Annotated in this window: 17 protein-coding genes and 1 pseudogene; 12 read left to right on the forward strand and 6 right to left on the reverse strand. The window is 44.2% G+C overall.

What is annotated here, in order from left to right; translation table 11 throughout:
- Positions 1–68: 68 nt before the first annotated feature.
- Positions 69–500 carry a DUF5684 domain-containing protein gene (locus AC07M6_RS09805; RefSeq protein ID WP_494888888.1) on the forward strand — a complete coding sequence of 144 codons (432 nt, stop codon included), beginning with the start codon at positions 69–71 and terminating at the stop codon, positions 498–500.
- Positions 501–507: 7 nt separating this feature from the next.
- On the forward strand, positions 508–837 hold the full coding sequence (locus AC07M6_RS09810) for a DUF2752 domain-containing protein (RefSeq protein ID WP_494888890.1): 330 nt from the start codon (positions 508–510) through the stop codon (positions 835–837).
- 194 nt (positions 838–1,031) lie between these two features.
- Here AC07M6_RS09810 and AC07M6_RS09815 read toward each other — a convergent pair whose 3' ends face one another.
- Positions 1,032–1,775: an RDD family protein gene (locus AC07M6_RS09815; protein ID WP_494888892.1), complete on the reverse strand. Its 744-nt coding sequence runs from the start codon at positions 1,773–1,775 to the stop codon at positions 1,032–1,034.
- Between the two features lie 91 nt (positions 1,776–1,866).
- Here AC07M6_RS09815 and AC07M6_RS09820 point away from each other — a divergent pair, with 91 nt between their 5' ends.
- Genes AC07M6_RS09820 through AC07M6_RS09845 form a run of 6 tightly spaced genes read left to right on the forward strand, consistent with a single transcriptional unit; the run spans position 1,867 to position 7,939 of the window.
- Positions 1,867–2,811, forward strand: a complete 945-nt coding sequence (locus AC07M6_RS09820) for a stage II sporulation protein M (RefSeq protein ID WP_494888894.1) — start codon at positions 1,867–1,869, stop codon at positions 2,809–2,811.
- 3 nt (positions 2,812–2,814) lie between these two features.
- Positions 2,815–3,684, forward strand: a complete 870-nt coding sequence (locus AC07M6_RS09825; RefSeq protein ID WP_494888896.1) for a hypothetical protein — start codon at positions 2,815–2,817, stop codon at positions 3,682–3,684.
- 3 nt (positions 3,685–3,687) lie between these two features.
- Positions 3,688–4,440: a DUF4129 domain-containing protein gene (locus AC07M6_RS09830; protein ID WP_494888898.1), complete on the forward strand. Its 753-nt coding sequence runs from the start codon at positions 3,688–3,690 to the stop codon at positions 4,438–4,440.
- The gene (locus AC07M6_RS09835) at positions 4,437–5,609 is read left to right on the forward strand and encodes a DUF4350 domain-containing protein (RefSeq protein ID WP_494888900.1); all 1,173 of its coding nucleotides are present in this window, start codon (positions 4,437–4,439) and stop codon (positions 5,607–5,609) included. The genes AC07M6_RS09830 and AC07M6_RS09835 overlap by 4 nt, the downstream gene beginning before the upstream one ends.
- Before the next feature lie 2 nt (positions 5,610–5,611).
- Entirely contained in the window at positions 5,612–6,589 is a 978-nt protein-coding gene (locus AC07M6_RS09840) for an AAA family ATPase (RefSeq protein ID WP_494888902.1), read from the forward strand.
- Positions 6,590–6,592: 3 nt separating this feature from the next.
- Positions 6,593–7,939, forward strand: a complete 1,347-nt coding sequence (locus AC07M6_RS09845; protein WP_494888904.1) for a DUF58 domain-containing protein — start codon at positions 6,593–6,595, stop codon at positions 7,937–7,939.
- Positions 7,940–8,088: 149 nt separating this feature from the next.
- Here the strand turns inward: AC07M6_RS09845 and pbpC are convergent, their stop codons facing one another.
- The 3 genes from pbpC to AC07M6_RS09860 all read right to left on the reverse strand — a co-directional run bounded on the left by pbpC (position 8,089) and on the right by AC07M6_RS09860 (position 17,586).
- Positions 8,089–10,527 (reverse strand): penicillin-binding protein 1C, encoded by a 2,439-nt coding sequence (gene pbpC / locus AC07M6_RS09850; protein WP_494888906.1) that lies wholly within the window; start codon positions 10,525–10,527, stop codon positions 8,089–8,091.
- Positions 10,528–11,048: 521 nt separating this feature from the next.
- Positions 11,049–16,628, reverse strand: coding sequence for an alpha-2-macroglobulin family protein (locus AC07M6_RS09855; protein ID WP_494888908.1), 5,580 nt, complete (start codon positions 16,626–16,628; stop codon positions 11,049–11,051).
- A gap of 196 nt (positions 16,629–16,824) precedes the next feature.
- Positions 16,825–17,586, reverse strand: a complete 762-nt coding sequence (locus AC07M6_RS09860) for a response regulator transcription factor (RefSeq protein WP_494888910.1) — start codon at positions 17,584–17,586, stop codon at positions 16,825–16,827.
- Between the two features lie 101 nt (positions 17,587–17,687).
- On the opposite strand from AC07M6_RS09860, the pseudogene AC07M6_RS09865 reads away from it, so the two are divergent.
- From AC07M6_RS09865 to AC07M6_RS09880, 4 genes and pseudogenes are all read left to right on the forward strand, one after another.
- Positions 17,688–17,948: pseudogene (locus AC07M6_RS09865) on the forward strand (DUF3667 domain-containing protein); the annotation flags it as partial.
- A gap of 15 nt (positions 17,949–17,963) precedes the next feature.
- On the forward strand, positions 17,964–18,419 hold the full coding sequence (locus tag AC07M6_RS09870; protein ID WP_494889378.1) for a hypothetical protein: 456 nt from the start codon (positions 17,964–17,966) through the stop codon (positions 18,417–18,419).
- Positions 18,420–19,443: 1,024 nt separating this feature from the next.
- Complete coding sequence (locus tag AC07M6_RS09875) at positions 19,444–20,721, forward strand: DNA polymerase Y family protein (RefSeq protein ID WP_494888912.1); 1,278 nt, start codon at positions 19,444–19,446, stop codon at positions 20,719–20,721.
- Between the two features lie 156 nt (positions 20,722–20,877).
- Complete coding sequence (locus tag AC07M6_RS09880; protein WP_494888914.1) at positions 20,878–22,530, forward strand: hypothetical protein; 1,653 nt, start codon at positions 20,878–20,880, stop codon at positions 22,528–22,530.
- On the opposite strand, the gene AC07M6_RS09885 is transcribed toward AC07M6_RS09880, so the two are convergent.
- Together AC07M6_RS09885 and AC07M6_RS09890 are read right to left on the reverse strand one after the other, a co-directional pair.
- Positions 22,531–23,394 (reverse strand): fructosamine kinase family protein, encoded by an 864-nt coding sequence (locus tag AC07M6_RS09885; RefSeq protein ID WP_494888916.1) that lies wholly within the window; start codon positions 23,392–23,394, stop codon positions 22,531–22,533.
- Positions 23,394–23,906 (reverse strand): SHOCT domain-containing protein, encoded by a 513-nt coding sequence (locus AC07M6_RS09890; protein WP_494888918.1) that lies wholly within the window; start codon positions 23,904–23,906, stop codon positions 23,394–23,396. Before AC07M6_RS09890 ends, AC07M6_RS09885 begins: the two co-directional genes overlap by 1 nt.
- Positions 23,907–23,963 lie beyond the last annotated feature (57 nt).

Consider the following 23,963-nt stretch of genomic DNA (forward strand, 5'->3'; position numbering starts at 1 on the left):
ATTTCGATTTGTATCTAAATATTTTTATATTGCAGCAACATAAACAATTAACCTTAAAACTTTATTTAATGGAAACTTATCAATCCCCACCTTCTTTTTCTGACATCTTTACCGGACCGGTAATCGCATTTTGGCTTATCGTGATGATCATATCTATTGCCGGTGCCTGGAAAGTGTATACAAAGGCCGGCAAACCGGGCTGGGCATGCCTTATTCCTATTTACAATTTAATTGTATTGCTTGAAATTGTGGGCAAACCCATCTGGTGGTTTTTGTTAATGCTTATTCCTTGCGTAAACATTGTTTTTGTAATATGGGTGTATAACCGTTTAAGTAAGAGTTTTGGCCAAAGTGAAGGCTTTACTGTTGGGCTGGTATTATTAAACCCTATATTTATGTGCATATTGGGTTTTGGCAATTATACTTATTTAGGCCCCGGCGGTACGCCTCCTAACTATGGTGCCGGCGATTACCAAAAACCTTTCGATATTAACCCGTAAAAAATACATGCTTTTAAATACCTTGTTTTGCAGCCAGTTAAATTTTATTAATTGGCTGCAAAACTTTTTAATACCATGCCCATTTAAAAAACTGACGGGTATAGATTGCCCCGGTTGCGGTTTCCAACGTTCGTTTTTAGCCTTGTTACGGGGTGATATCAGCAAAAGCTTTCACCTGTATCCGGCTACCATCCCCCTGTTACTCATTACTATTTACACCATAGCAGATGCCCGCTGGCCTATGGACAGGAATAACTACGTAAAAAAAACTTTATACATCGGCACGGCCGCCCTGATAACGATAGCGTACGTAATTAAAATGAGCCATTACATTTAACCGGGATGCCTGAAGCACTTAGTGAAGTTATTATGTATGGCGCAACAGGTACCGGCAGGTAAAATAACAGGCATAAAACCGCATTTTCGGGGTTAACACCGCAAAAACAAAATACATTGTATATCAAATACTTACGCGCAAATAACCCCTAATTGTGTTAAGTTGTGTTAACCCGGTTTGGCTTATAAACACACTTACCTGGCGGTAAGTGTTGTATAATCCTGCACTATTATTTCCAAAAACTGGTATTCATTTATTTCCTTTGGATAGCTAACACTCAGGTGCGCTTTTATGCGTAAAGCCAGCTTATAAATCAACATATTGTTACCAGTGGCGTTGAAATACCTGATCACTTCATATATCAGGTTAATATCCGTATCTGTAAGTTGCGAAACCTGGGGATAAGTGGGCACATATTCTGTACCGGCTTCTGTAAAAAACAGGTCTTTAAACTTATTTAAAGGCGTAGTTTTTACCAATGTAGTGCCGGCTATCAAATCACCAATGCGTTGCTTGTTGTCGCTCAGCGCTATCGATACAACTGCTAACGACCCCAGGGTGACCCCAAAATCTACAGCCCGAAACAACCACCGTAATATATACTGCCCCACACTTGGCCTGGCACCGTTTAAGCTGACCACCTTTATTTTCATGACGTGCTTACCGATACTTTGTCCATTAAAAAACACTTCGGCTATCAGATCATAAAAAACAAAAAGGCAAAGCCATACAATTACGGTAACAATCCAACCAACACTTTTGAATATCTCATTGTTATTTGTAGCGCCAGCGGAAACAGCAAACACCATAGCGGCTATATATGATATGCCGCCAAATATCGCTATATCTATTATACGTGCCACTATCCTATCGCCCAGGCTGGCCACAGCATAATCAATTTCAATATTTTGTGATGTGGTTATTTTTATATTTTCCATGTGTAAACAAATATAAATTTAGTGCTGATATGATTTACGTGCACATGAATTTATTTTACTATTTTAACAAAAAAAATCTATTCCTTAAAAAATGCGTGAAGCATTATTTGTAAAACAAAACTCAGCAAGGTGGAAACAGTATGAAACTGTGCCCAGTAGCGATCCGGACGAGCTTGCCGAACGCTTTATAGCCATTACAGATGATCTGGCTTACGCTAAAACTTTTTATCCCGAATCAAAAACTACGGCCTTTTTAAATAACATGGCGGCTGGTTTTCACCAATCTATTTATCGTAATAAAAAAGAAAAAACAAATCGTTTTGTATACTATTGGCAATTTGAACTGCCCCTGCTTTTTAAAAAATATCAGCGGCAGTTTTTATATGCGTTTATATTCTTCGTCGTTTTTTTCCTGATCGGCGCATTATCTGCCCGGTACGATCATATGTTCATCAACTTTATTATGGGCGACCAGTATGTGAATATGACCAAGGCTAACATTGCCAAAGGCGATCCGTTTGGGGTATATAAAAGCGAAAACTCGTGGTTCATGTTTTACAGCATAGTCAGCAATAACCTTTATGCTTCCGTACAAACTTATATTTTCGGCCTTCTTTTTTCTATTGGTACCGTATACGCCTTATTTAAAAACGGCCTGATGCTGGGCGCGTTCGAGTATTTTTTTTATAGCCAGGGCCTGGGGTTAAAATCCATATTAGTGATATGGATACACGGCACATTGGAAATATCATCTATAATTATTGCCGGTGGGGCCGGGTTGGTTTTTGGTAACAGTATTATCTTCCCTAAAACTTATACACGTATGGCTTCTTTTAAAAGAGGCGCCAGCGATGGTATGAAGATAGTAGTAGGTATATTGCCTGTTATTGTTATAGCTGCCATTTTTGAAAGCTTTGTTACACGCCATACCGAAATGCCTGCCTGGTTAAGCATATCTATTTTATCGGGCTCGCTGCTTTTTATCATCTGGTATGTTATTTTATACCCTAACTATTTATCACGAAAAAAGATTTAATTAATGCCTCAAAAAAAAGTTATACTCAACAGGATACGAAGCCTTGGAGAAGTGATAGACGACAGTATCCAATTTCTTAAACAAAACTGGAAACCTTTGCTAAAAGCCTATTTTACTATATGCGGCCTTTTTTGGCTGGCCGGCTTAGCGGTATCAACTATTGATCAGTTTAATAGTTTCCAAATGTTAGCCGAAGGTTCTTCTCAAATAGAGGCAACATATACCTGGACTTACCTCGCTTCGGTGATTATCGAATTGGTTACCCACGCGCTGATCATGTTAACATGTTTATCATTTATGGTGCTTTATCGCGATAAGGGTAATATCGCCCCCGGCGTTAACGAAGTGTGGAGCTATGTTAAATTCTATTTTTTCAGGGTTACAGGCAGCTATATTTTGCTATCAATAGTACTTTTTTTGGGGTTAATATTTTGCGTTGTCCCCGGCATTTATTTTATGCCGGTTATGTCCCTGATACTTGCCGTTATGATTATTGAAAATGGCACCCTCAGATATTCGTTCAACCGGTCATTCCGGTTAATACAGGATAAGTGGTGGCATACTTTTGGGGCCTTTGTTTTATCATTGTTACTCATAGCGGTTGCCATCTTGTTGATTGTTATACCGGCAATGCTGATAGCTACTGCCATTGTATTTGTAACAGGAAAATACGGTTCCAATGTTTACCTGGTTGCCTTTAATATAGCCATACATTTAGGCCAGTTTTTATACTTGTTGCCTTATATAACAATTGCACTGGTATATTTTAGTTTAACCGAACAGAAAGAAGACCATACCCTGCTGGAGCGTATAGAAATACTGGGCAAAAATGAACCGGAACCCAACCAGCCAACTGCCGAAGAAGAGTATTAAGATATGTATAAACGTCTGATCTTTTTCTTGTTAATACTGGCTTCTTTTACTGTGGCTGCAAATGCACCTTTGCCAAAACAAAAGGTAATAACAGCAACACCAAAAACTTTACGGGTAGATAGTTCGAATACAAATTTCCGGGGTTTTAATCAACGCGCGCTGACCAACTATAGTAATGATCCTGAATTTAATTATCATAATATAAACAACGCCAAATACCAGCCCTCGTTATGGGACAGGTTTTGGAAATGGTTCTGGGATTTGATCAGCCGCTTATTTAAAACAAAACAGGCAAGCGGCGGCGGTTCCATTATTCAGTTTTTTTTAATAGCGGGCGCTGTTATTGGGTTGATATTCCTGATCGTTAAACTAATAGGCGCCAACCTGTCAAATATGTTCAGCCGCCAATCCAAGCAAATCGCTATGCCTTACAGCGAATCGTTAGAGAATATCCACGACATAAGTTTTGATGCCGAAATTGAAAGCGCGCTGGCACAACGCAATTATAAATTAGCTGTACGTTTATTATACCTGGCCAGTTTAAAACACCTGAATGATGCTAACCTTATCCACTGGCAAATAGATAAAACCAACAATGCTTATCTGGAAGAATTGAGCAATACCGATCAACGGCAATCGTTTTCGGTATTAACCCGCCAGTTTGAATATGTTTGGTATGGCAATTTCCCGGTAGACGGACGCTCGTTTCAAAATATCCGGACGTTGTTTCTTGATTTTAAAAAGCTGCTGCCATGAGGAGCCTTAAAGTATACCTCTTTCTGGCATCGGTAATATTACTGGTGTATGTTGTGGCCGAGTATAACCGACCAAAAGAAACTAACTGGACCGAAACCTTTAGCAATACCGATAAAATACCCTTTGGTACTTATATATTGTATAACCGCCTGCACGATATTTTTCCGGGCAGCGCTATACAATCGTACCGCCAACCTGTTTATAATGCAATAGCCGATGATAGCATTAAAAACAGCAACTACTTAATTATTTGCAACGAGTTAAAACTAAATGAATACGACTATAACAAGCTAAGCCAGTATATCAGCAAAGGCAATGATGTGTTTATTGCCGCCGCCGGGTTTGGTGATCTGTTAGAAAAAAAACTGCATATAGAAACCAATTCGGAGTTAAATAAAAACGGGCAAACCTTCGTCAATTTTGTAAGTAGCCGGCTAAAGGATTCAACCTATCTGGTAAATCATAATAGTACAAATAACTACTTTAGTGAATTTGATACACTTAAAACAACGGTATTGGGTAAAAACGGGTACGATCATACCAGTTTTATCCGCATAAATATGGGCAGGGGTGCGCTCTACTTAAACGCCAACCCTAAAGCATTTACAAACTATAGCCTGTTACAAAGTTCCGGCGCAAGTTACGCGGCCAACGCCCTGTCCTATTTAAAAACGGGGAAAGGCCTGGTCTGGGACGAGTATTATAGCCAGGGCCCGGATGGCCAGGATTCCAGCATGCGGGTATTTTTAAGCCACCCTCCTTTACGCCGGGCATTTTATATCGTTATATTCAGTTTATTGATATATGTGCTTTATCAAATGAAACGCCGTCAGCGGATTATCCCTATTATTGAACCCGTAACAAATACAACCGTTGATTTTGTAACCGTTGTTGGCCAGGTTTATTACGAGCAGCACAATAACAGCAATATCGCGCAAAAAAAAGCGGCTTATTTTTTAGAGCATGTCAGGATAAAATACCATCTTAAAACCAACGTGCACGATAGTGAATTTATACAAACCCTTGCTCACAAAAGCGGTGTACAGCAAAAACTGATACAAGATATTTTTTACCAGTTAGCACTGATACAAAACGGACAGCAGGTAAGTAACGATGAACTGATTTCTTTTAACAAAAACATAGAACAATTTTATTTTCAATCCAGCTAAATATGGAAAACGATTTTTTTGAACAGCGTACAGACCTAAGCCAGCTTAGCCATGCGGTAGAGCAGATAAAGGAGATCATTCACAAAATAGTGGTAGGCCAGCAGGATATGCTCGACCTGCTCATCGCCGGTATTTTAGCCGACGGGCATATACTCATAGAGGGTGTACCCGGCGTAGCCAAAACGCTCACCGCAAAATTGATAGCGCAAAGTATTAACGCTAAATTTTCACGCATACAGTTCACACCCGATCTGATGCCGTCGGATGTACTGGGCACATCCGTATTTAACCCGAAAACGGTTGAGTTTGATTTTAAACGCGGGCCTGTATTTGGCAATATTATACTCATCGACGAGATTAACCGTGCTCCTGCCAAAACACAATCGGCATTGTTTGAAGTGATGGAAGAACGGCAGGTAACCATCGACGGGCAAAGCTACCGGATGGAAGAGCCGTTTATTGTTATTGCTACCCAAAACCCGGTTGAACACGAGGGTACCTACAGGCTTCCGGAAGCCCAGCTGGACCGTTTCCTGTTTAAAGTTGATGTAAAATATCCATCGCTGGAAGAAGAGGTGGCCATTATTACCAACCAGCACCAGCACAAACCGGCCGAGCAACTGGCCGAAATTAAACCGGTACTTACAGGCGCTGATATTGTAAGCCTGCGTAAACAGGTACGCAATTTTTATGTAGAGCCCAAACTGATTGAATTTGTAGCCAGGATCATTCATGAAACACGGAATAATAAATCCCTGTACCTTGGTGGCTCGCCACGGGCATCCCTGGCAATCATAAACAGCGCTAAGGCACTGTCTGCTATGAAAGGCCGCGATTTTGTTACACCGGAAGATATTATATGGGTAGCCCCTGCCGTATTAAGGCACCGCATTATGCTTACACCCGATAAAGAGATGGAAGGTGTAACACCGGATGAAGTAGTGGCACAGATCATACAAAAAATTGAGATACCCAGATAATAAGTGAAAAAGCTGTTCAGTAATTTTTATAAGAACCTGTTTCTGTCCTCCCGTTTATTTATGGGGCTGGGGATAGTGGCCCTGCTTTTTTTACTTTCATTTTTTCTTCCCTGGCTGGGCGATATCCCTTTGGTTGCATTTTGGACGCTGGTATTACTTGTTGTTATTGATATTTGGATAATTTATCGCCTCCCGAACGGGATTTTTGCCAAACGTATGGCCCCCGAACGCTTAAGCAATGGCGACGATAATGATATTAGTTTATACATAGAGAATTTTTATCCCTTCGCCGTTAGCCTGGATATTATTGATGAAATACCCCATCAGTTTCAAAAACGGGATGTAAACTTCCACACCCGGTTAATACCCCGCCAGCATAAACTCATCCATTACCAGATAAGGCCTACCAAGCGCGGCGAGTACAGCTTTGGCTATATACGGGTTTATGTTTTTTCGGCATTGGGCTTAATTAACCGCCGTTATAATTTCGAGCAAACAGAAACCCTGCCCGTATACCCATCCTTCCTGCAATTGCGGCGGTATGAGTTAATGGCCATATCAAACCGGCTGAACGAGATGGGGATCAAAAAGATACGCCGCCTGGGTAACAGCATGGAGTTTGAGCAGATAAAGAATTACGTAGCCGGCGATGATTACCGTACCGTGAACTGGAAAGCTACCGCACGGCAAAGCGCGTTGATGGTAAACAACTATACCGAAGAAAAATCGCAGCAGGTGTATTGCATCATCGATAAATCGCGGGCGATGAAAATGCCTTTTGATGGGTTGAGTTTATTGGATTATGCTATAAATGCCAGTCTGGTATTATCCAGCGTGGCCCTGATTAAGGAAGATAAAGCCGGACTGATCACCATATCAGACAAAAAGGGCGCTGTTGTGCCTGCCGACCGCCGGCCTACACAACTGAATAAGATAATGGAAGTATTGTATAAGGAGAAAACCCGTTTCATGGAAACAAACATGGAATTGGTATATACTACCGTCCGCAATACAATGAAGCAACGCAGCCTGGTGGTCTTCTTTACCAACTTCGAAAGTCTTACTGCTTTAGAGCGCCAGTTACCTTATTTAAAACGCATTGCCAAATTTCACCTACTGGTAATAGTGCTTTTTGAAAACACAGGGCTGAAGGATTTGAGCGAGCAAAGCGCCACCGATGTAGAAGGCATCTATATTAAAACTATTGCCGAAAAATTCATCTACGAGAAAAGACTGATTGTTAAGGAACTGGCACGGCACGGTATCCAATCCATCTTAACCGCGCCACAAAACCTGACGGTTAACACCATTAACCGCTATTTGGAGCTAAAGGCAAAGCAGAAGATCTAATTCTATTATCTTGCCAAATTCGGGGTTAACACGGGTTAACACAATTTCAATAATAATATTATTAAGTTATTGATAATTAGTAAATTAAACAAATTCAATATCAAATTGTGTTAAGCCAAAATATTAGAACGCCTCAGCAGTTAAAGCTTTTAAGGTGCCGGCGATTGGTTTTTTTTATCGACCACTACAAATCCTACGGTCACCTCGTTACTATTCCCATCAACCAGGGTTAAAATGTGGCTGCCTGCGGTGGTATTAATTTCCATTTGATGAAACTCGGTGGTTTGGCCGAGATACTGATCGTCCAGGTGCCAGAAGATCTTAGTGCCCGGCCGCCGGTGTGCCGCATTGCAGATCATTCGCCCGCGTTTGCCGTCAGCCTCAATCGGTATATAAACTTTGGCACCATCGCGCGGGTAGATCACCTCCATGGTATTGGTATTGCCGGCAACCGCGCAATTGGCCTTATATGGCGGCAATGTTTTGTATTGATAGTTCTTAGTACGATAATAATACTCCATGGATGGGGGCAGCACAAACCAATTTTTAGTCAACATATTATCGGGTTGCTCACAGTCGGCATTTACTTGCCAGCGCTCCGTTTTATCCAGGTGCACTAACTGGTGATATGGGCAAACCGGCGATTTTAATCCCCCAGCGGGCACCCACATCTCATCGGCATGGTCGCAGTTTTCGCCTGCGCGAAAGCCGCTTTCGCGGCATACTTTAATCTTCACCATATCCCGTAAGGGCATTGCAAACCAATCAGAGCTTACCGGCAGCAACCTAAATATCTCGAACATGGCCGGGGCGGCCGTGTTGATCCCCGTTAAGTTTGGCCTGCCCTCGCCCGTAGTATTACCCACCCACACCCCTACTACATATTTGGGCGTGATACCAATGGCCCAGCCATCCCTAAAACCAAAACTGGTACCCGTTTTCCAGGCTACGCGCTGCGCCGAGCTAAATTGCTGCCAAAGCATCTCTTCCCCGGGGCGCATTACTTCTTCCATGGCCTGCAGGGTATAGTAAATGGAGCCTGCATCCAACAGTCCGCTTTTGGCGGGCTGTGCTTCGGTTTTTTCCTGGATCTGATAAACCGGGTTATGGAAATCGCCCGCGTCATATTTCCCTGTTTGGTTATAATGATTAAGCACCCGCGCCATATCCGCGTAAGCGCCGCTGAGTTCCCAAAGCGTATTTTCTCCGCCGCCTAATATCAGCGAGAGTCCGTAATAATCCGCAGGTTGTTTCAGGGTGGTGATGCCTGCTTTTTTCAAAAAATCGTAAAAACGCTCGTACTTAAACTTTTGCAGCATTTTTACCGCCGGTACATTCAACGACCGGGATAAAGCCCGGGATGCGAGGATGGCGCCATCATATCCCAAATCAAAATTTTCGGGATGATAACCTGCTATTTGCGTAGGGATATCCGGCACCAGGCTATTGGGCAGCAGGTATCCGTCATGCAGCATATTGGCGTATAGCAAAGGTTTTAGGGTACTCCCCGGACTACGTGGCGCCCTGATCACATCTACATCACTTTCCAGCGCCGTATTTTCGGGGTGCGCTATATTGCCTGCATAAGCCAGTGCCTGCCCGGTTTCTACATCAAGCACTATGGCAGCAATGTTATTAATGCCATTGGCTTTTAACACCTGGTGATGCCGCTCTAAAATATCATTCACCTGTTGCTGCAGTTCGGCTTTTACGCTGGTGCGGATGCGGGTTAGCATTTCCTCGCCGGCCGGGTGTTCGGCTTTAAACCGTTGCAGCAGGTGGGGCGCCAGTTGTGGTAACGGCAGCGGTTTATCGGGCATGGGCTCCAGCTTGGCAAGCCTGGCCGTGGTGGCATCAATAGTACCCATGGCTACCAGCTTATCTAACAACAGGTTCCGTTTTTTGAGGAGGGTGTTACGATTTTTGCCCGGATGCACCAGCGCGGGCGAATTGGGCAATACCGCCATAGCCGCCATTTCGCCCCAGGACAGTTTATCCGGTGTGCGGCCAAAATAGCGCCACGATGCCGCGTCTAAACCCACCACGTTACTGCCAAAAGGCGCGTTACTGGCATATAGCGCCAGTATCTCATTTTTGCTGTAGCCCGCTTCCAAACGCAGGGCCATTACCATTTCCAGCAACTTATTCCAAAATGTACGTTTATGGCGGGTTGCCAGCCTGATTACCTGCATCGTCAGCGTACTGCCACCGCTTGTTACCCGTTTCAACCGCAGATTGTGTTTTATCGCCCGCGCAAAAGCCAGTAGATCCACACCCGGATGGTGCATAAAGCGTTTATCCTCAAAAGCGATGATACATTGCTTGAATTTTTCGGGTACGTTGTTATTGTTGGGGAAGCGCCACTGGCCATCAGCGGCTATGGTAGCGCCCAATAACTGACCGCTGTCATCGTCTATTACGTAAGATGTGGGTGTTTTAAACAGCGTACGCGGCAGGCAGAAATAGAATAGCAAGACCAATAAAAGCAACACGGAAGTAATGATGATACCCCGCCTGCTTTTAAAGGGATGATGCTTTAAAATGTATTGTTTTATCCGATCCAACACTTTGCTTGCTCTGAATTTCAAAATCAATAGCCCCTAATTTAATAATTTGTCATTCTGAGCGATAGCGAAGAATCTACAGCAATGCATGACCGCTCTGCTAACGTGAGATTCTTCGCTATCGCTCAGAATGACGTGTTTGTTTTAAACACCATGTCATTTCGAACGAACCTGCGGAGGCTATGGGTTGAGGTGAGGAGAAATCTTATACGATTTACCTATCGCGCGTATAAGATTTCTCTTTCGCTCGCTAAAGCCTAACACCACCCGCTCAAGAAAGTGTTCTCTTTCGCCCTTTCCCGCAATCCCTGCCCTTGCTCCATCGAAATGACATCGTGGTTTTGACATGATCCACACCTACCCATGACGTGTTTATTTTTAAACACCATGTCATTTCGAACGAACCTGCGGAGGCTATGGGTTGGGGTGAGGAGAAATCTTATACGATTTACCTATCGCGCGTATAAGATTTCTCTTTCGCTCTCCCCGCAATCCCTGCCCTTGCTCTATCGAAATGACATCGTGGTTTTGACATGATCCACACTTTACTTCACCACCTCAACTATACCACCCTTTTGCAAAGCGTTAATAGACGCGTTATACATAGCCTCGCAATAGGTTGACGGCAGGTAGTACTTGCCTGTATAAGCCGCGTTCAGCATGACAAAATAGGTTACCTCCTTGCCTTCTGGCAGACTGAAATAGGTATTTACCCTATCGTCCCTGATGTCCCTGTAATCTGAAGGGGAAGATCCGAAGGCATCCTGACTATTCATCATCCGCGTATTCAGTATCTCCCAACCCGATGGGAAGATCTGCGTAAGGGCCATATTATCGTACCTGCCGCGTTTGCCGGGGTTTTTAATATTTACCTGCGCTAAAAAGTCTGTCCCCTGTTTAATACTGTTAATAGCTATCGGTTTACCGGTTAATGTAAAGTAGCCCACCCGCATCTGCAATACATCCGGATCGATATGCGTAGCCACCATTTGCGTACCCGATGGCTGCCCCCGCTGAATGAGGCGGACATACATTACACTGCCGCTGTTATTTTTCAGCCTGGCTGTGCCCGAACTTGCCGTAATATTGCCCTGCCACAGGTACGATGCTGAGGTAACGTTACCATTTTGCACACCCGCCGAATAATTAAACGCCAGCTTATTGCCCGATTTGATCACACCGCAGTATTTGGCAATAGCCAGCAGCGAGTAAGCCGTAGTTTGGGTACTATACCAATCATCGCGCGAAAGCCTGGCGGCAACAATACGTAACAGTCCCACAGCTTTTTGGCGCTCGCCTAACAGGGTGAGCGTTTCCAATATCATGGCCTCGTCGCGCAGATCTGAGCCGTAGGTGCCATACATTTGGTTATAAGGTTTAATAGTAGTTGGCAAACCTGCTACCATACTCACCCCAACCTCGGGCTGACCGGCTAATTTGTAGGCCGCGGCCAATCGCCATCTGGCTTCAACGCTCAAATATTTAAACTCTTTCAGCCGGTTCATAGCACCCATTTCGGGCGCGTGTGCTAAGGCCAGTAAATACAAACGGTAGGCTTGCACCAAATCGGCGCCGTAAAAACTGCGGGAATCTGGCGCCCAGGTTAAGGCTTTAAGCTTTTGGTATTTTTTCCATTGTTCTATAAAATTCCCGGGGATATTGTATCCTTTTGCCTGCGCTTCTAAAATGAAATGCCCGCCATAATTAGTTCCCCATTCATCCGCCTCGCCACCATCGGGCCAATAGCTCAGGCCGCCGCCGCGTACCTGGAAACCGTTTAGCTTACTGATGGCTGCTTTAATGTTCCGGTCCATCTCCGCTTTTTGGCGTGCATCCAAATCCGTTAATTGATTAAGATACAATTGCGGGAATACGGCCGATGTGGTTTGCTCCACGCAACCATGCGGATATTCAACCAGGTAACCCAAACGCTTAGCCAGGTTAAGGGCCGGTATGGTTGATACCTCCAGCGCGGTTTTATTGGTACCGTTCATGCCCACGGCTGTATAATTTGCCGACCATGTTTCGCCGGGGCGCAGTTCTTTTTCGGCCACGCGGGTTATGGCCGGGTTAGGGTTACGCACGTTCAGCGCTACATCGTACACGGCGGTTTCGCCGCCGCCTTTGGCTATAATTTTTACTTTACCTACACCTACAAAATCTTTTACATCCAGGTCGAAGAAGACGATCTGGTCGCCCGTCTTTTCAAACTTCACGGTTTTATGGTTATTGCCTGCCAGATTACTAAACGCGTTTGATTGTATTTCCAGATCGACCGATTTAATGTTACTTTCCATGGCAAACACATCAACCGGCAGCTGCACTTTTTCCAGCAGACCAAGCACACGGGGTAAGGTAGCCAGTATCATTAAAGGCTTTTTAACAGCCACGGCTTTTTCGGCAAAGCCATAACCTCCATCGTGCCCGGCAACCACCATCGCCCTTACCGAACCAACATATTGCGGTAGTGTAAAGCTTTTAGTTTGCTTTTCGCCCGCATTTAAATGATATGGCCCCATAAATTTCACCACCGGCTTAAAGCGGTTTACCGACGCGTTTTTGTTGTTCAGGGCAGCCATATCGCCGCCAATGCTGAGTATCCTTTCTAAACCAGTGCCATAGGCCCCAATTACATAATCAAACAAGTCCCAGGTTTTAACACCTAATGCCTCGCGGGCATAAAAGGCCGGGTGCGGATTTGGCGTTTTAAAATTAGTCAGATCAAGCAGCCCCTCATCAACAATAGCAATCGTATAGGTCATTTCCTTTCCGGATGCTTCTGAAACGATTACAGATGCCGCGCTTTCCGGCCTGATCTTATCGGGCATGGTAATCAACGGTTTCAAAATGGTTTCGGGGTTTTCTACCTCAATTGGTATAGCGCCATACATACGGATGGGCAGGTCGTTCAGCGTTTGGGCATGGTGTTGCAGCAGCGTTACATTTACAAACACATTAGGCGCCATAGCGGCATCCACTTTAAAGCTGTAGCGGGTTTGGCCCTTGCGTGTATCAACCCATACGGTTTTCAATACCTTGCTGCCATTTTCAAAACTCACCAGCGCACGTCCGTCGGCCCCGGTTGGGATGGTTAACGTAGCTGTTTCTCCTACTTTGTAAGTTTGCTTATCTGCAGTAAACGAAAGCATAGTAGCTTCGGTAGCGTTGCCTTGCTGTAACCGCTCCGACCAGTTTGGCCAGTCGGCATAAATAATTTTAGCAGCCGAATGCCCGGTTTGCGGGTCTTTTACCTTGATCAGGTAACGGCCCCATTCATCGTTACTGAGGTTTAAGGTCCATTTGCCTTTGCCATCCGTCAGCCTCACACTTTCTGTGCGGATTAGTTTATTGTACTGATCCTGGGTAAAATTGCTTAACTCGTTACCGGTTTCATCCCACCACCAGCGCCATTGGATCTTGTACAGCTCTACTTCCACATCACGGCTGCCTGCCTGCAGGTTACCCTTAGTATCAATAGCCGCAATATCGATATCATGCGCCAGGCCGGTGGTTAACATGCCGCTTTGGGCGCTGCCCTTAGGTATCTTCATCCCCACATAACCCGAATAAACGTTATAAGGCATACTTAACTGATGCACGCTGAACGCGCCGCCCGGTTCAAACACCTTCACCAGGAAATTGGCTTTCAATTGCCCCGGCGCTTGCTTGTCAATATTAATATCGGCGTTAATGGCAGCTGTGCCGTCCTGGTTCAGGCGGCCCTCAAAAACGGTTTGCGTTTGGGTGGTAAAAGCCTTGGTCGGGTCGTCGAATACATAATCGGGCAGGTTTTTAAATTCTGTTTTTTGCGGCGATACAAAAGCGTCGATCTTGGCTTTCAGATTTTGGGCTATGCCACCAAAAAGCCATTGCGCACTCAATGTGCCGGCCGTGCTGCTCCCCTTTGTCAGTTCGGTTTGATTGCCGAAACTTAAGTTGATCTTTAACCGGTTTGGCATAATGGTTTCCACCCGAATGCTTTTCTCAAATTTAGCCCCGCCAACTTTTACCTTTGCCAGCCAGTTGCCGGTTGGCGATGCCGTAGTGGTAACAGTGTGAAAGCTGTAAAAGCCATCTACCGAATGGCTGCTGCTCATCCTGGTATACAATTGCCCCTGCGGATTATAAAACTCAAATTCTACCGGATGGTCGGGCGGCAGCGTTTTTAGCTTATCTTCCAGTATAAACGACAGGAATATGGAATCGCCGGGGCGCCAAACGCCGCGCTCGCCATAAATAAAGCCTTTCAGTCCGCTTTGCACCTGTTCCCCGCCTACATTAAACTTAGATAGCGGTAAAGAATTACCATCATCCAGCTTTAAATAGCCCCGCTCCTTGCCATTTTTGGCTACCAGCAGGTAAGGCTTGCGTTTCAGGATAAAGCTGGCCAGCCCGTCGCCGTCAGACCGTGTTTTCAAGATCACCTGCTTCTGATAATCCAGCAGTTCCAGGTCTACATTGGCCATGGGCTGGGCATCCAATATATTGGTTACGGCCACCATCATGCTATTATCGTTACCGCGTTTAGTGATCAGGCCTATGTTAGAGGCAATGATATTGCGCATAGCCCAGCGTTCTTTAGTATAATAGGATTCGGCGCATGGATCCTCGCGCTCTTTCCAGTTGTACCCTGATGGGAAATAGCTATCGTAGCGCTGCCAAAATTCGTCATCGTCATCGCCTACTCTGCCGTAGCCTTCGCCTTCTTCATCATCCTCATAACCTTCGTCGGTCTTATCTTTAGCATTAGTGTGCGGTACCTTGCAATTAAACAGCGAATAACTTTTGCGGAAACCGATCACAATACGATAAATAGCGCCGGGTTCGGCACGTACCAGTTTATCAATATCCAGCATAAAGCGGTTCTTTTTTGATAAATTCAGGCTTTTATCATCATCCAGCCTGATTGTTTTTTCGGCTACCGGGCGGCCTACTTGCCGCAGTTGACTATTGCCATCAAAATCATTATTCTGGAAATATTGCGGTACATTATTCTCATATATTTTAATGATGCTTACATCTACCGCTTTCAGGTTCACGGCTTCAAAAGGCATGGTTAACCGGCCCGAACTCGGTAAGATAACGCCTTTTCCCGGTATGGTTACCGATGGCATCCGGTTTTCGAAAAACACATTGGCGGTATAAGCCCGCAGCACTTTTTTGTTATTGATGTCCGCTACGCCGTCGTTCACGGTAACTACTTTATTTCCTTCCAGTTGCTCGGTGGCGTATAGCTTAACCGTGCTGCCATCAATGGTATAAGCCACCTCATTTTGCCCGGCAATGGTCATTAAGCCATTCAGCTCCTGCCCAATTTTAACCGGGTTAGAAAAATACACCAGCACATATTGCTCATGGTCGTTCACGGCTTTAATACCCATCACTCTAAAATCGCCGACCTCAGGTACCTCAAACTCCTCCCCATCCTTTTTATCCACATCCAAAGGGCTGCCGTCCCAGGTTACATGCAGCTTGTTGCTGATTGTTCCGCGCAGCAAATTATTAATGGTAAACTGGTGGGTCCTGCCCGATGTATGCACCCAGCTTACTTTTACAGGGTTGCTGTATTCGGCCTGGATGATCTTTTCTACCTGCTCATTGGCTTCAGCATCGGATGTAAGGATGGTACCGCTTAGCTTCATTCTATCCAGCGATGTGCTGGTAGCGGTACGCAGTCCGTCAAATTCGATGGTATAATCGGGTTTAATGGTTTCAAAATCGAAAGTAAAATGCGCGAATTTTTCGGGCACTTTCATTAAAGCGCCCAGGTTAAAATCTACTTCATATTTTTTGCCGGGGTCGAGCTTTTCCGCCGGTTTAAACTCAATAGTTTGCGCATCAACCCAATAAGCGGCACCCTTTACCGATGGCGAAAAATCAAACACGTCGCTGCTTATCGTTTCGCTTTTTGCATGCCCTGTTTGTACCTGGCTGGCCAGCTTAATCAGGATGGTACTTTCCTTGGAAATTACCCCAGCGGTATACGACTCGATATAGGTACTGAAAGCCGGATCGGCCTGTGCTTTTTTACGATGGGTCAGGAAATATCCGACAGCGATAACGATCAGCAAAAGCACGGTAACGCTGGCTGCAAGCAACTTTTTGTTGCGGAATAGGTTGTTCATTGGTAGGGTTTGATTTCTGATGGAAATTAATCATCAGCAATGAACAAAACAAATAAATAATAGGGTAAATAATGACTTAAAAGTGTGATTTTACGGATATAGCTTTATGCCGGTCAGCCGGTAAATTACAACCTAGATAACGGCGGTTAAACACGCTATAAATCAGTCATATATCACAAATAATGAAAGATATAAATTAAATAATCTTACTGTTAACGGCATAAGAAAGCGCCTCTATGATATTACTTACATCCAGGCGCTCAAAAATCCGCCTTCTGTAGTACTTAACGGTATCAGGAGCAACAAATATCTTTTCTGCAATTTGGTTAATTGTTAAGCCTTGTGCATACAGCTGCAGTATTTCTATTTCCCTTTTTGTGAGTTTCGGTTTCTCTGATTTACGCCAAACATTGCTTTTTAAATCCAGCTTCCATATTTCATCCGAGCCCTGTTTGTAGATACAAATATTGCCGGCATTTTTGTGATGCGACATAGAAACGATACACATGGCCTTCCACATCTTCTTCTCACTGGTCAAAAACAATGGCGTAAGCTTATGATTAATCAGAATATGCTTGCCATCTTTATTCACCAAATGGAAATCATAACTTATGCTATACATCTTTTTCTCATCGCCAGGCAATTTGTTAAAGAAATCAAATCCTGCTTCATTTATCTGGTTCAACATTTCCAAATCACTTTCAGGGACATTTTTAAAATAAAACCCGTAGCCTAAATTCAGCACTTCTCCGGGTGAATATCCACACAGGAATAAGGGGTTTTCTGATACGTACTCAAAAGACATATCTTCATAGTTAATGATATACACACTTTCGTACGTTAATCGTGCAAAGGATTTTACAGCTTCCAGGTAATCTTTCTCTTCAAAACGGTCCTCTTCCGGTATTTTCCCTAAGTTGTTCTTGGTTAACAGGCCCGAATTTGTATAATCTTTCATTTGCACGATAAAGGGGTAAATTTACACTATAGTGTAGGCTTTGAAAATATTTTTGTGTTGACTTTTGGGGGAAACAATTTTTGTTTGACTTCATAACATTTATGCTTACTCATACCATCAATTGCAAAAGCTGCAACCATACGGTCGACAATAATTTTTGTGGCAATTGTGGCCAACCTGTACAAATTAAAAGAGTCGACAGGCATTATTTCCTGCACGAAATCTGGCATGTTTTACATTTTGAAAAGGGCATATTTTACACCATAAAAGAATTATTGATCAGGCCCGGGCAAAGTGTAAGGAAATTTATTACAGAAGACAGGAGCCGGCTGGTAAAACCAATATTGTTTATCATAATAACTTCATTAATATATACCGTGCTAAATAATTTATTTCATATTGAAGAAGGGTACGTTAATGTTAAAGGTGCAAAACAGTCTGCAACAGGTCTGATTTTTAATTGGATCCAAAATCATTATGGCTACGCAAATATCATGATGGGGGTGCATATTGCCTTTTGGGTGAAGCTTTTTTACAGAAAGTATGATTATAATTTTTTTGAAATACTAATTCTACTGTGTTTTGTGATGGGAATAGGGATGCTAATATTTTCTGTTTTCGCGCTTTTTGAAGGATTAACCAAACTAAACCTAATGAAGATTTCAGGAATGGTAGGTTTAGCATATTGCACCTGGGCAATCGGGCAATTTTTTAATCAAAAGAAAGTGATCAATTATCTTAAAGCGCTTATTTCGTATCTATTAGGAGCGTTTACCTTTTATATTTCGGCAACACTTTTAGGTTTATTTATCGACGCTTTTATGAAACACTAAATACAAAACCATTTGGCTTTAGTAAACCCTTAAAATGCTATAAAAAACGAAAACGGAAGCCTCTTCTTGCGATTCGACTTCCGTTTCCTGACCCTGCACACAACCGTGGCTGTGCGCCTGGCACCAAGTTCTTGTGTAAAATGACCGGCCTTAAATTATTCTAATTTTTGCAAACTTTGAATATGCTTAATGTCCGTTACCTGTGCTGCGTTGCGCCTTAGCGCCGGCAGTCAGTGTATGCCCCTTTAAATTATCCCGGTGAGTTAAAAAAGCCTTTCGGTTTTATTAGCATTTTGGGTAACTCAGCTAACTCCGGCAATCCGCGGCTGGCCCGAAGGTTCGCCCGATTTACTTTCTGTATCACTGTAAGGCTGTCAAAGTACGTCGTTCTTGATGATTCTAAGATAGTAGTGCGGCACATATCTGTCAAGAAAAATATACTGCTTTTTATAAACAGGTTATTAACCGCTTATGGGGGTTTATTAACATTTTGACATGATCATAAATATCTGGAAATAAATATCGTAATAGCAATTTATGCAAGCGGTTATTCACATAGTACTTGTTCACAATTAAAGGATTTTTCCAGCTTTTTAAAACAGGCTAAAAAGCGTAAAAAGGAGAAATTGAAGAAAAATAATGATTCTTGCAGTCGCCCGGATCCAGCTTATAAGTGTTCAGAAGATTGGAAAAAGGGGTGGGATTGCGCGATTTCCTCCCGATGGGAGGTGTAGGAGGGGTTTCATCAAGCGTAGAAACCCCTCCCTGCCACAACACAATCAGCCGCACCCCTCCCCGTGGGAGGGAACTAAAAATCTTCCGGACACCTGTGGGCTCCAGCCGGGTGCCCCCTATTATCCGGCCTCTGTCCGGTGTAAACCAATAGCTATATTGAATAGCGGCCGGAGGCCGGGAAATAATCATCACTCGGCTGGAGCCGAGCGATTGCAGAACTTCCTAACTCGTAATGGCCAATGACTAAAATAACATTTGCACAATACTAATATTATTAGCAATATTGTATATGAATCAAAATTCGGTTGAGGTAAAAAAGGAAGCACGTGTGCTGTTTGTAGATATGAACAGCTTTTTTGCGCGTTGCGAGCAGCAGGTAAACTACTGGCTGCGCAACCGGCCTGTAGGTGTTTGTGTGTATACGGGCAAGTACGGCTGCGTAATCTCCCTTTCAACCGAGGCCAAAGAGCGTGGCCTGAAAGCAGGTATGCGCCTGAATGATGCCATGCTGCTTTGCCCCGACCTGGTGCCGGTGGAAAGCAACCCGGCCCGTTACCGCGGCTATCATACCAAAATAATTAATGTGCTAAAGGAGCATTGTATGGATGTAGTGCCCAAAAGTATTGACGAGGCGATTATCAATCTCACCAATCACGAGGGTGCCGATCCGTTAAAAATAGCCAAAACCATTAAACGGGAAATACTGGAAAAGGTGGGCGACTGGCTCACTTGTTCTGTTGGCATTGCCCCTAACGCTTTCCTGGCTAAGCTGGCATCGGTACGGGGTAAAAAACAGGATGGTTTACTGATGATCACCCATGATAATATAGACGACATTTTACGCCCGCTCGGATTAGGCGATTTGCCGGGTATAGGCGGCAACATGTCGTACCGGCTGGAGCGCGCCGGAGTGATGACCCCGCTGGATATGCGTTATGCCGGGCCGCATAAACTAAAAGCTATATTTAAAGGTATCGAGGGGGTTTTCTGGCATTACCGGCTTAATTTCATCGAAACCAATATTGTGGCTCACGAATACCGGGGCATGCAGGCCATGCGGCAGATCTCGGCCGAGAAACGACAAAGTATGGAATATATTGATCAGTTGTTTATGACGCTGTGCCTCACCCTGGAGAAACGCATGGTAAAACATAAGTTCCATTGCAAAGCCATTGGCTTTACAGCCCGGTATGAGGACGGTACCCGCTGGGACGATGCTTTTACGGTAAGCACGCCGGTGCAGGACGCCATTAGCCTGATGCGCATGATACGCCTGCGGGTTGATAAGTTTCAGCAACTGATGAACTGCGGACCGGTTTTTAATAACGACATTACCCAGATGCGGGTATCGGTCACCAATTTTGTAAATAATGGCAGCATGCTTTATAGTTTGTTTGAAGAGGATGATAAAAAAGACACCGCCTTTAAAACCATGCACGATATTAAAAATAAGTTTGGAGCAGACAAATTGATACGGGCTATCGAGATGACCGACGAGCAGGTAATTAAGGATGTGATTGGCTTTGGATCGGTAAAGGATTTGAGCGAGTTAGATTATAAAGCGTAGTTGTTAGTTTTCAAGCAAGATCAAGTTAATCCCCCCAATTAAAACTTCTTTTTTTCATCTCACGTATAAGTGTGTAACTATTGCCATAAGCCAAGGTTAGCCAAAGCTTTTTAATGGCATTAGTAAACAAAAGCACAAACCCTGATTATATTTGTTATGAAACTATTTACTCCCAAATTTTTTATGCACTATTCACTGCTTTTTGTCATGTTATTATCCCGCTGTGTGGTGCAGCCCCTGCAAGGCCCAACCAAGCCGGGAGCAGATAATGCAGCTTTAAGCGCAAGGAACACGCAAAATACTACCGCTGCACTTGTGGAGGGCGGCAGTGGGGTACCTTTAAAAAACATGTTTGGTGTTAACTCCTACGAATGGAACTTTTTGCAAAATCCAGCCGATCCCGGTAACCGGAATGTTATTTATGAAGATAATATGGCGCTGATTAAATCATTCAGCGCGGTAAGGCATTATATGAACTGGAATAAGCCTGAGTATAGCGAGGGGAATTACACCTTCAACCCTACGCACGATGGCAGCTGGAACTATGATATTATTTACACCCGTTGTAAGCAGGAAGGCATTACAGTTTTGGCCGATTTAAAAAACTGCCCCAACTGGATGATGCAAACCTACCCTGCCGATCAGCAGGATAATGAAAATGTACCCGCCTTTTATGGTACCGATTTAAGCTTACCGGCCAGCTATGTGCAACAAGCCCGGGTTGGCTTTCAGTTTGCAGCAAGATACGGCTATAATACCTCGGTCGATCCCAGCCTGGTAATGGTAGATACCCGCCCCCGTTGGACAAATGACCGTATAAATGAAGTAAAAATAGGCTTGGGCCTGGTTAAATATTTTGAATGCGATAACGAACGTGATAAATGGTGGAAAGGCCCGGCAACAAAGCAAACGCCCGAACAGTATGCCGCTAACATGTCGGCGTTTTATGATGGCGATATGGGTAAGCTTGGCCCCAATGCCGGCGTAAAAACTGCCGACCCCAGTATGACAGTAGTAATGGGTGGCCTTGCCTCGTGCGACCCGGCTTTTGTTAACCGTATGATAGCCTGGTGTAAAACCAATCGTGGTTATAAGGCAGATGGATCGGTAAACCTGTGTTTTGATGTGATCAACTATCACTATTATTCAAACAATGGCGATATCCTTACGCATAAAAAATCTACCACAGGCATTGCTCCCGAATTATCACAGGCCGGCGTTATTGCCGATTCATTCACCAGCATTGGCAGGCAGTATAATATCCCGGTTTGGGTTACCGAGGCAGGTTACGATATTAACCAGGGCAGCTATCAAAAGGCCGTTCCTATCGGCAGTAAATCAGCATTACTTACCCAGGCCGACTGGATCTTACGCACCGCTTTACTGTATATGCGCCACGGTATACAAAACCTGTATTATTATCAATTATTTGATGCGACGGCCAACAGCCCTACCCAATATGCCACTTCGGGACTGGCCGAAGGAATAAAACGCCGCCCGGCAGCCGATTATGTTTTGCAAACCACCAAACTAATGGGCAATTATACCTACAGCGGCACCATTAATGCCGACCCTTTAGTAGATGTATATACCAACGGCGCTAAAACCATGTATGTGTTAACCGTGCCCGATCAAATTGGCCGTACAGCAACTTATAATCTTGATCTGGGCAAAACAGCAACGGGCGCCAATATTTATAACCTGAAAGCCGGTGCCGACGCTGTAACACAATCAAAAGGCAAACTGATAGCCGGAAAAGTAAAGATAACGGTAACCGAAACACCGGTATTTGTTGAGGCTGTAAATTAATTACAGATATTGAGCTAAGCACCGGCGCGTTTGCGATAAATAAGCGCCGCCAAACAAGTTTACGTGTACCAATAACGGGTACAAATTCCACAGGTTTATCCTTTGTTGCCAGCCAGGCAGCAAAGAATAAACCGAATGGTAAGCATCGTAAAAATCCCGGTCGAAACCGCCAAATAGGGTCGTCATGGCTATATCAAACTCCCTGTGACCGTAACTTACGGCGGGGTCAATTAAATAAGGCCGGCCATTGGTGCCGATGAGATAATTACCGCTCCACAGATCGCCGTGGATCAGCGCGGGCTGCTCTTCGGTAAAAAGGCCGGGGAGTTTTTGATACAGCTTTTCAAAATCCTGTTCATCCTGATGGTTTAGCTGCCTGTTATGGACAGCCAATTTTACCATGGGGTGCAAGCGTTCGGCTATAAAAAAATTGGTCCAGGTATTATGCCGCTTGTTACCCTGCGGTAACGCCCCCATGTAATTATCATTATCAAAACCAAATTGCGGCGCGGTATCCCGGTGCATTTGGGCCAATTGTTCGCCTAATAGTCTAAACGCGTTTGGGGAGGCATTTCCGGGATCTATCCACTCCAGCAACAGGTAACTATAATCGTCAACATCGTTCTGTAAAATAATCCCGGGCACGGCAATGGTACCCGTTTTTGCTATGGCGATAAGACCTTCCTGCTCGCGTTGAAACATACCGGGAAATTGCTGCCGGCTGTTTACCTTAAGCAGGTACGCAACCGTTGATGATTGCAGGCGATATACCCGGTTTATGCTCCCGCCGCTAACAGGTTTTACATCTTTAATGCTTTGCCCGGTTTGTGCTTCAATATGTTTTAAAAGGACATTCGGCAGCACTATTGGTTCAGCAATTTCTTTTTCTGGGCTTCGTATTCTTCTTTGGTGAGCGCGCCCGAATCGAACAATTTTTTCAGCTTTGCAATCTCGTCGGCTACCGATGGTACAGCTTTGCCTGTAGTTTGTCCGCAAGGCGTTACTTCGCAGGCCGAAATAGCATCATCAATATATAACGAAAAGCGCAGCGGTCCGCCGGCATAAACCATAAATACGTATTTATCCAGGTTATTTAACGTTGTCTTTTTGATGCTCCGGATGATGACGCCGCCATTGGCAAACTCTTTAGGCAACCCGCGCGAGCCATTACTCCTGCCCGGAGGGCCGGGTAACGAAATGCCCAGTCCTTTATCTTCCACATACAAAAACGAACCGTTTGAATTTGATCCCCTACCCAGCCTTACCGTATCGTTAATATGATAGGTAACACCGTTGGTGGCTTTATATTCGGTAATGGTTTGTGCCAGGCTATATAGTGGTGCAAACAGCGCCATGGCAAATAGTATTTTTTTCATATTTCAGGTAAGTAATGTGGTACCAAGTTAGGCAAATCCTTTAATTGATACTAATTT

This window comes from Mucilaginibacter sp. GW821-FHT07H05 (assembly GCF_059418485.1).

Excerpts from the sequence above, each read along its gene's own strand:
- AC07M6_RS09890 (WP_494888918.1), bottom strand. The coding sequence starts at position 23,906 with ATGAAAAAAATACTATTTGCCATGGCGCTGTTTGCACCACTATATAGC.
- AC07M6_RS09810 (WP_494888890.1), top strand. The coding sequence starts at position 508 with ATGCTTTTAAATACCTTGTTTTGCAGCCAGTTAAATTTTATTAATTGG.
- AC07M6_RS09840 (WP_494888902.1), top strand. The coding sequence starts at position 5,612 with ATGGAAAACGATTTTTTTGAACAGCGTACAGACCTAAGCCAGCTTAGC.
- AC07M6_RS09830 (WP_494888898.1), top strand. The coding sequence starts at position 3,688 with ATGTATAAACGTCTGATCTTTTTCTTGTTAATACTGGCTTCTTTTACT.
- AC07M6_RS09815 (WP_494888892.1), bottom strand. The coding sequence starts at position 1,775 with ATGGAAAATATAAAAATAACCACATCACAAAATATTGAAATTGATTAT.
- AC07M6_RS09875 (WP_494888912.1), top strand. The coding sequence starts at position 19,444 with ATGAATCAAAATTCGGTTGAGGTAAAAAAGGAAGCACGTGTGCTGTTT.
- AC07M6_RS09825 (WP_494888896.1), top strand. The coding sequence starts at position 2,815 with ATGCCTCAAAAAAAAGTTATACTCAACAGGATACGAAGCCTTGGAGAA.
- AC07M6_RS09860 (WP_494888910.1), bottom strand. The coding sequence starts at position 17,586 with ATGAAAGATTATACAAATTCGGGCCTGTTAACCAAGAACAACTTAGGG.
- AC07M6_RS09855 (WP_494888908.1), bottom strand. The coding sequence starts at position 16,628 with ATGAACAACCTATTCCGCAACAAAAAGTTGCTTGCAGCCAGCGTTACC.
- AC07M6_RS09805 (WP_494888888.1), top strand. The coding sequence starts at position 69 with ATGGAAACTTATCAATCCCCACCTTCTTTTTCTGACATCTTTACCGGA.
- AC07M6_RS09820 (WP_494888894.1), top strand. The coding sequence starts at position 1,867 with ATGCGTGAAGCATTATTTGTAAAACAAAACTCAGCAAGGTGGAAACAG.
- AC07M6_RS09835 (WP_494888900.1), top strand. The coding sequence starts at position 4,437 with ATGAGGAGCCTTAAAGTATACCTCTTTCTGGCATCGGTAATATTACTG.
- AC07M6_RS09880 (WP_494888914.1), top strand. The coding sequence starts at position 20,878 with ATGAAACTATTTACTCCCAAATTTTTTATGCACTATTCACTGCTTTTT.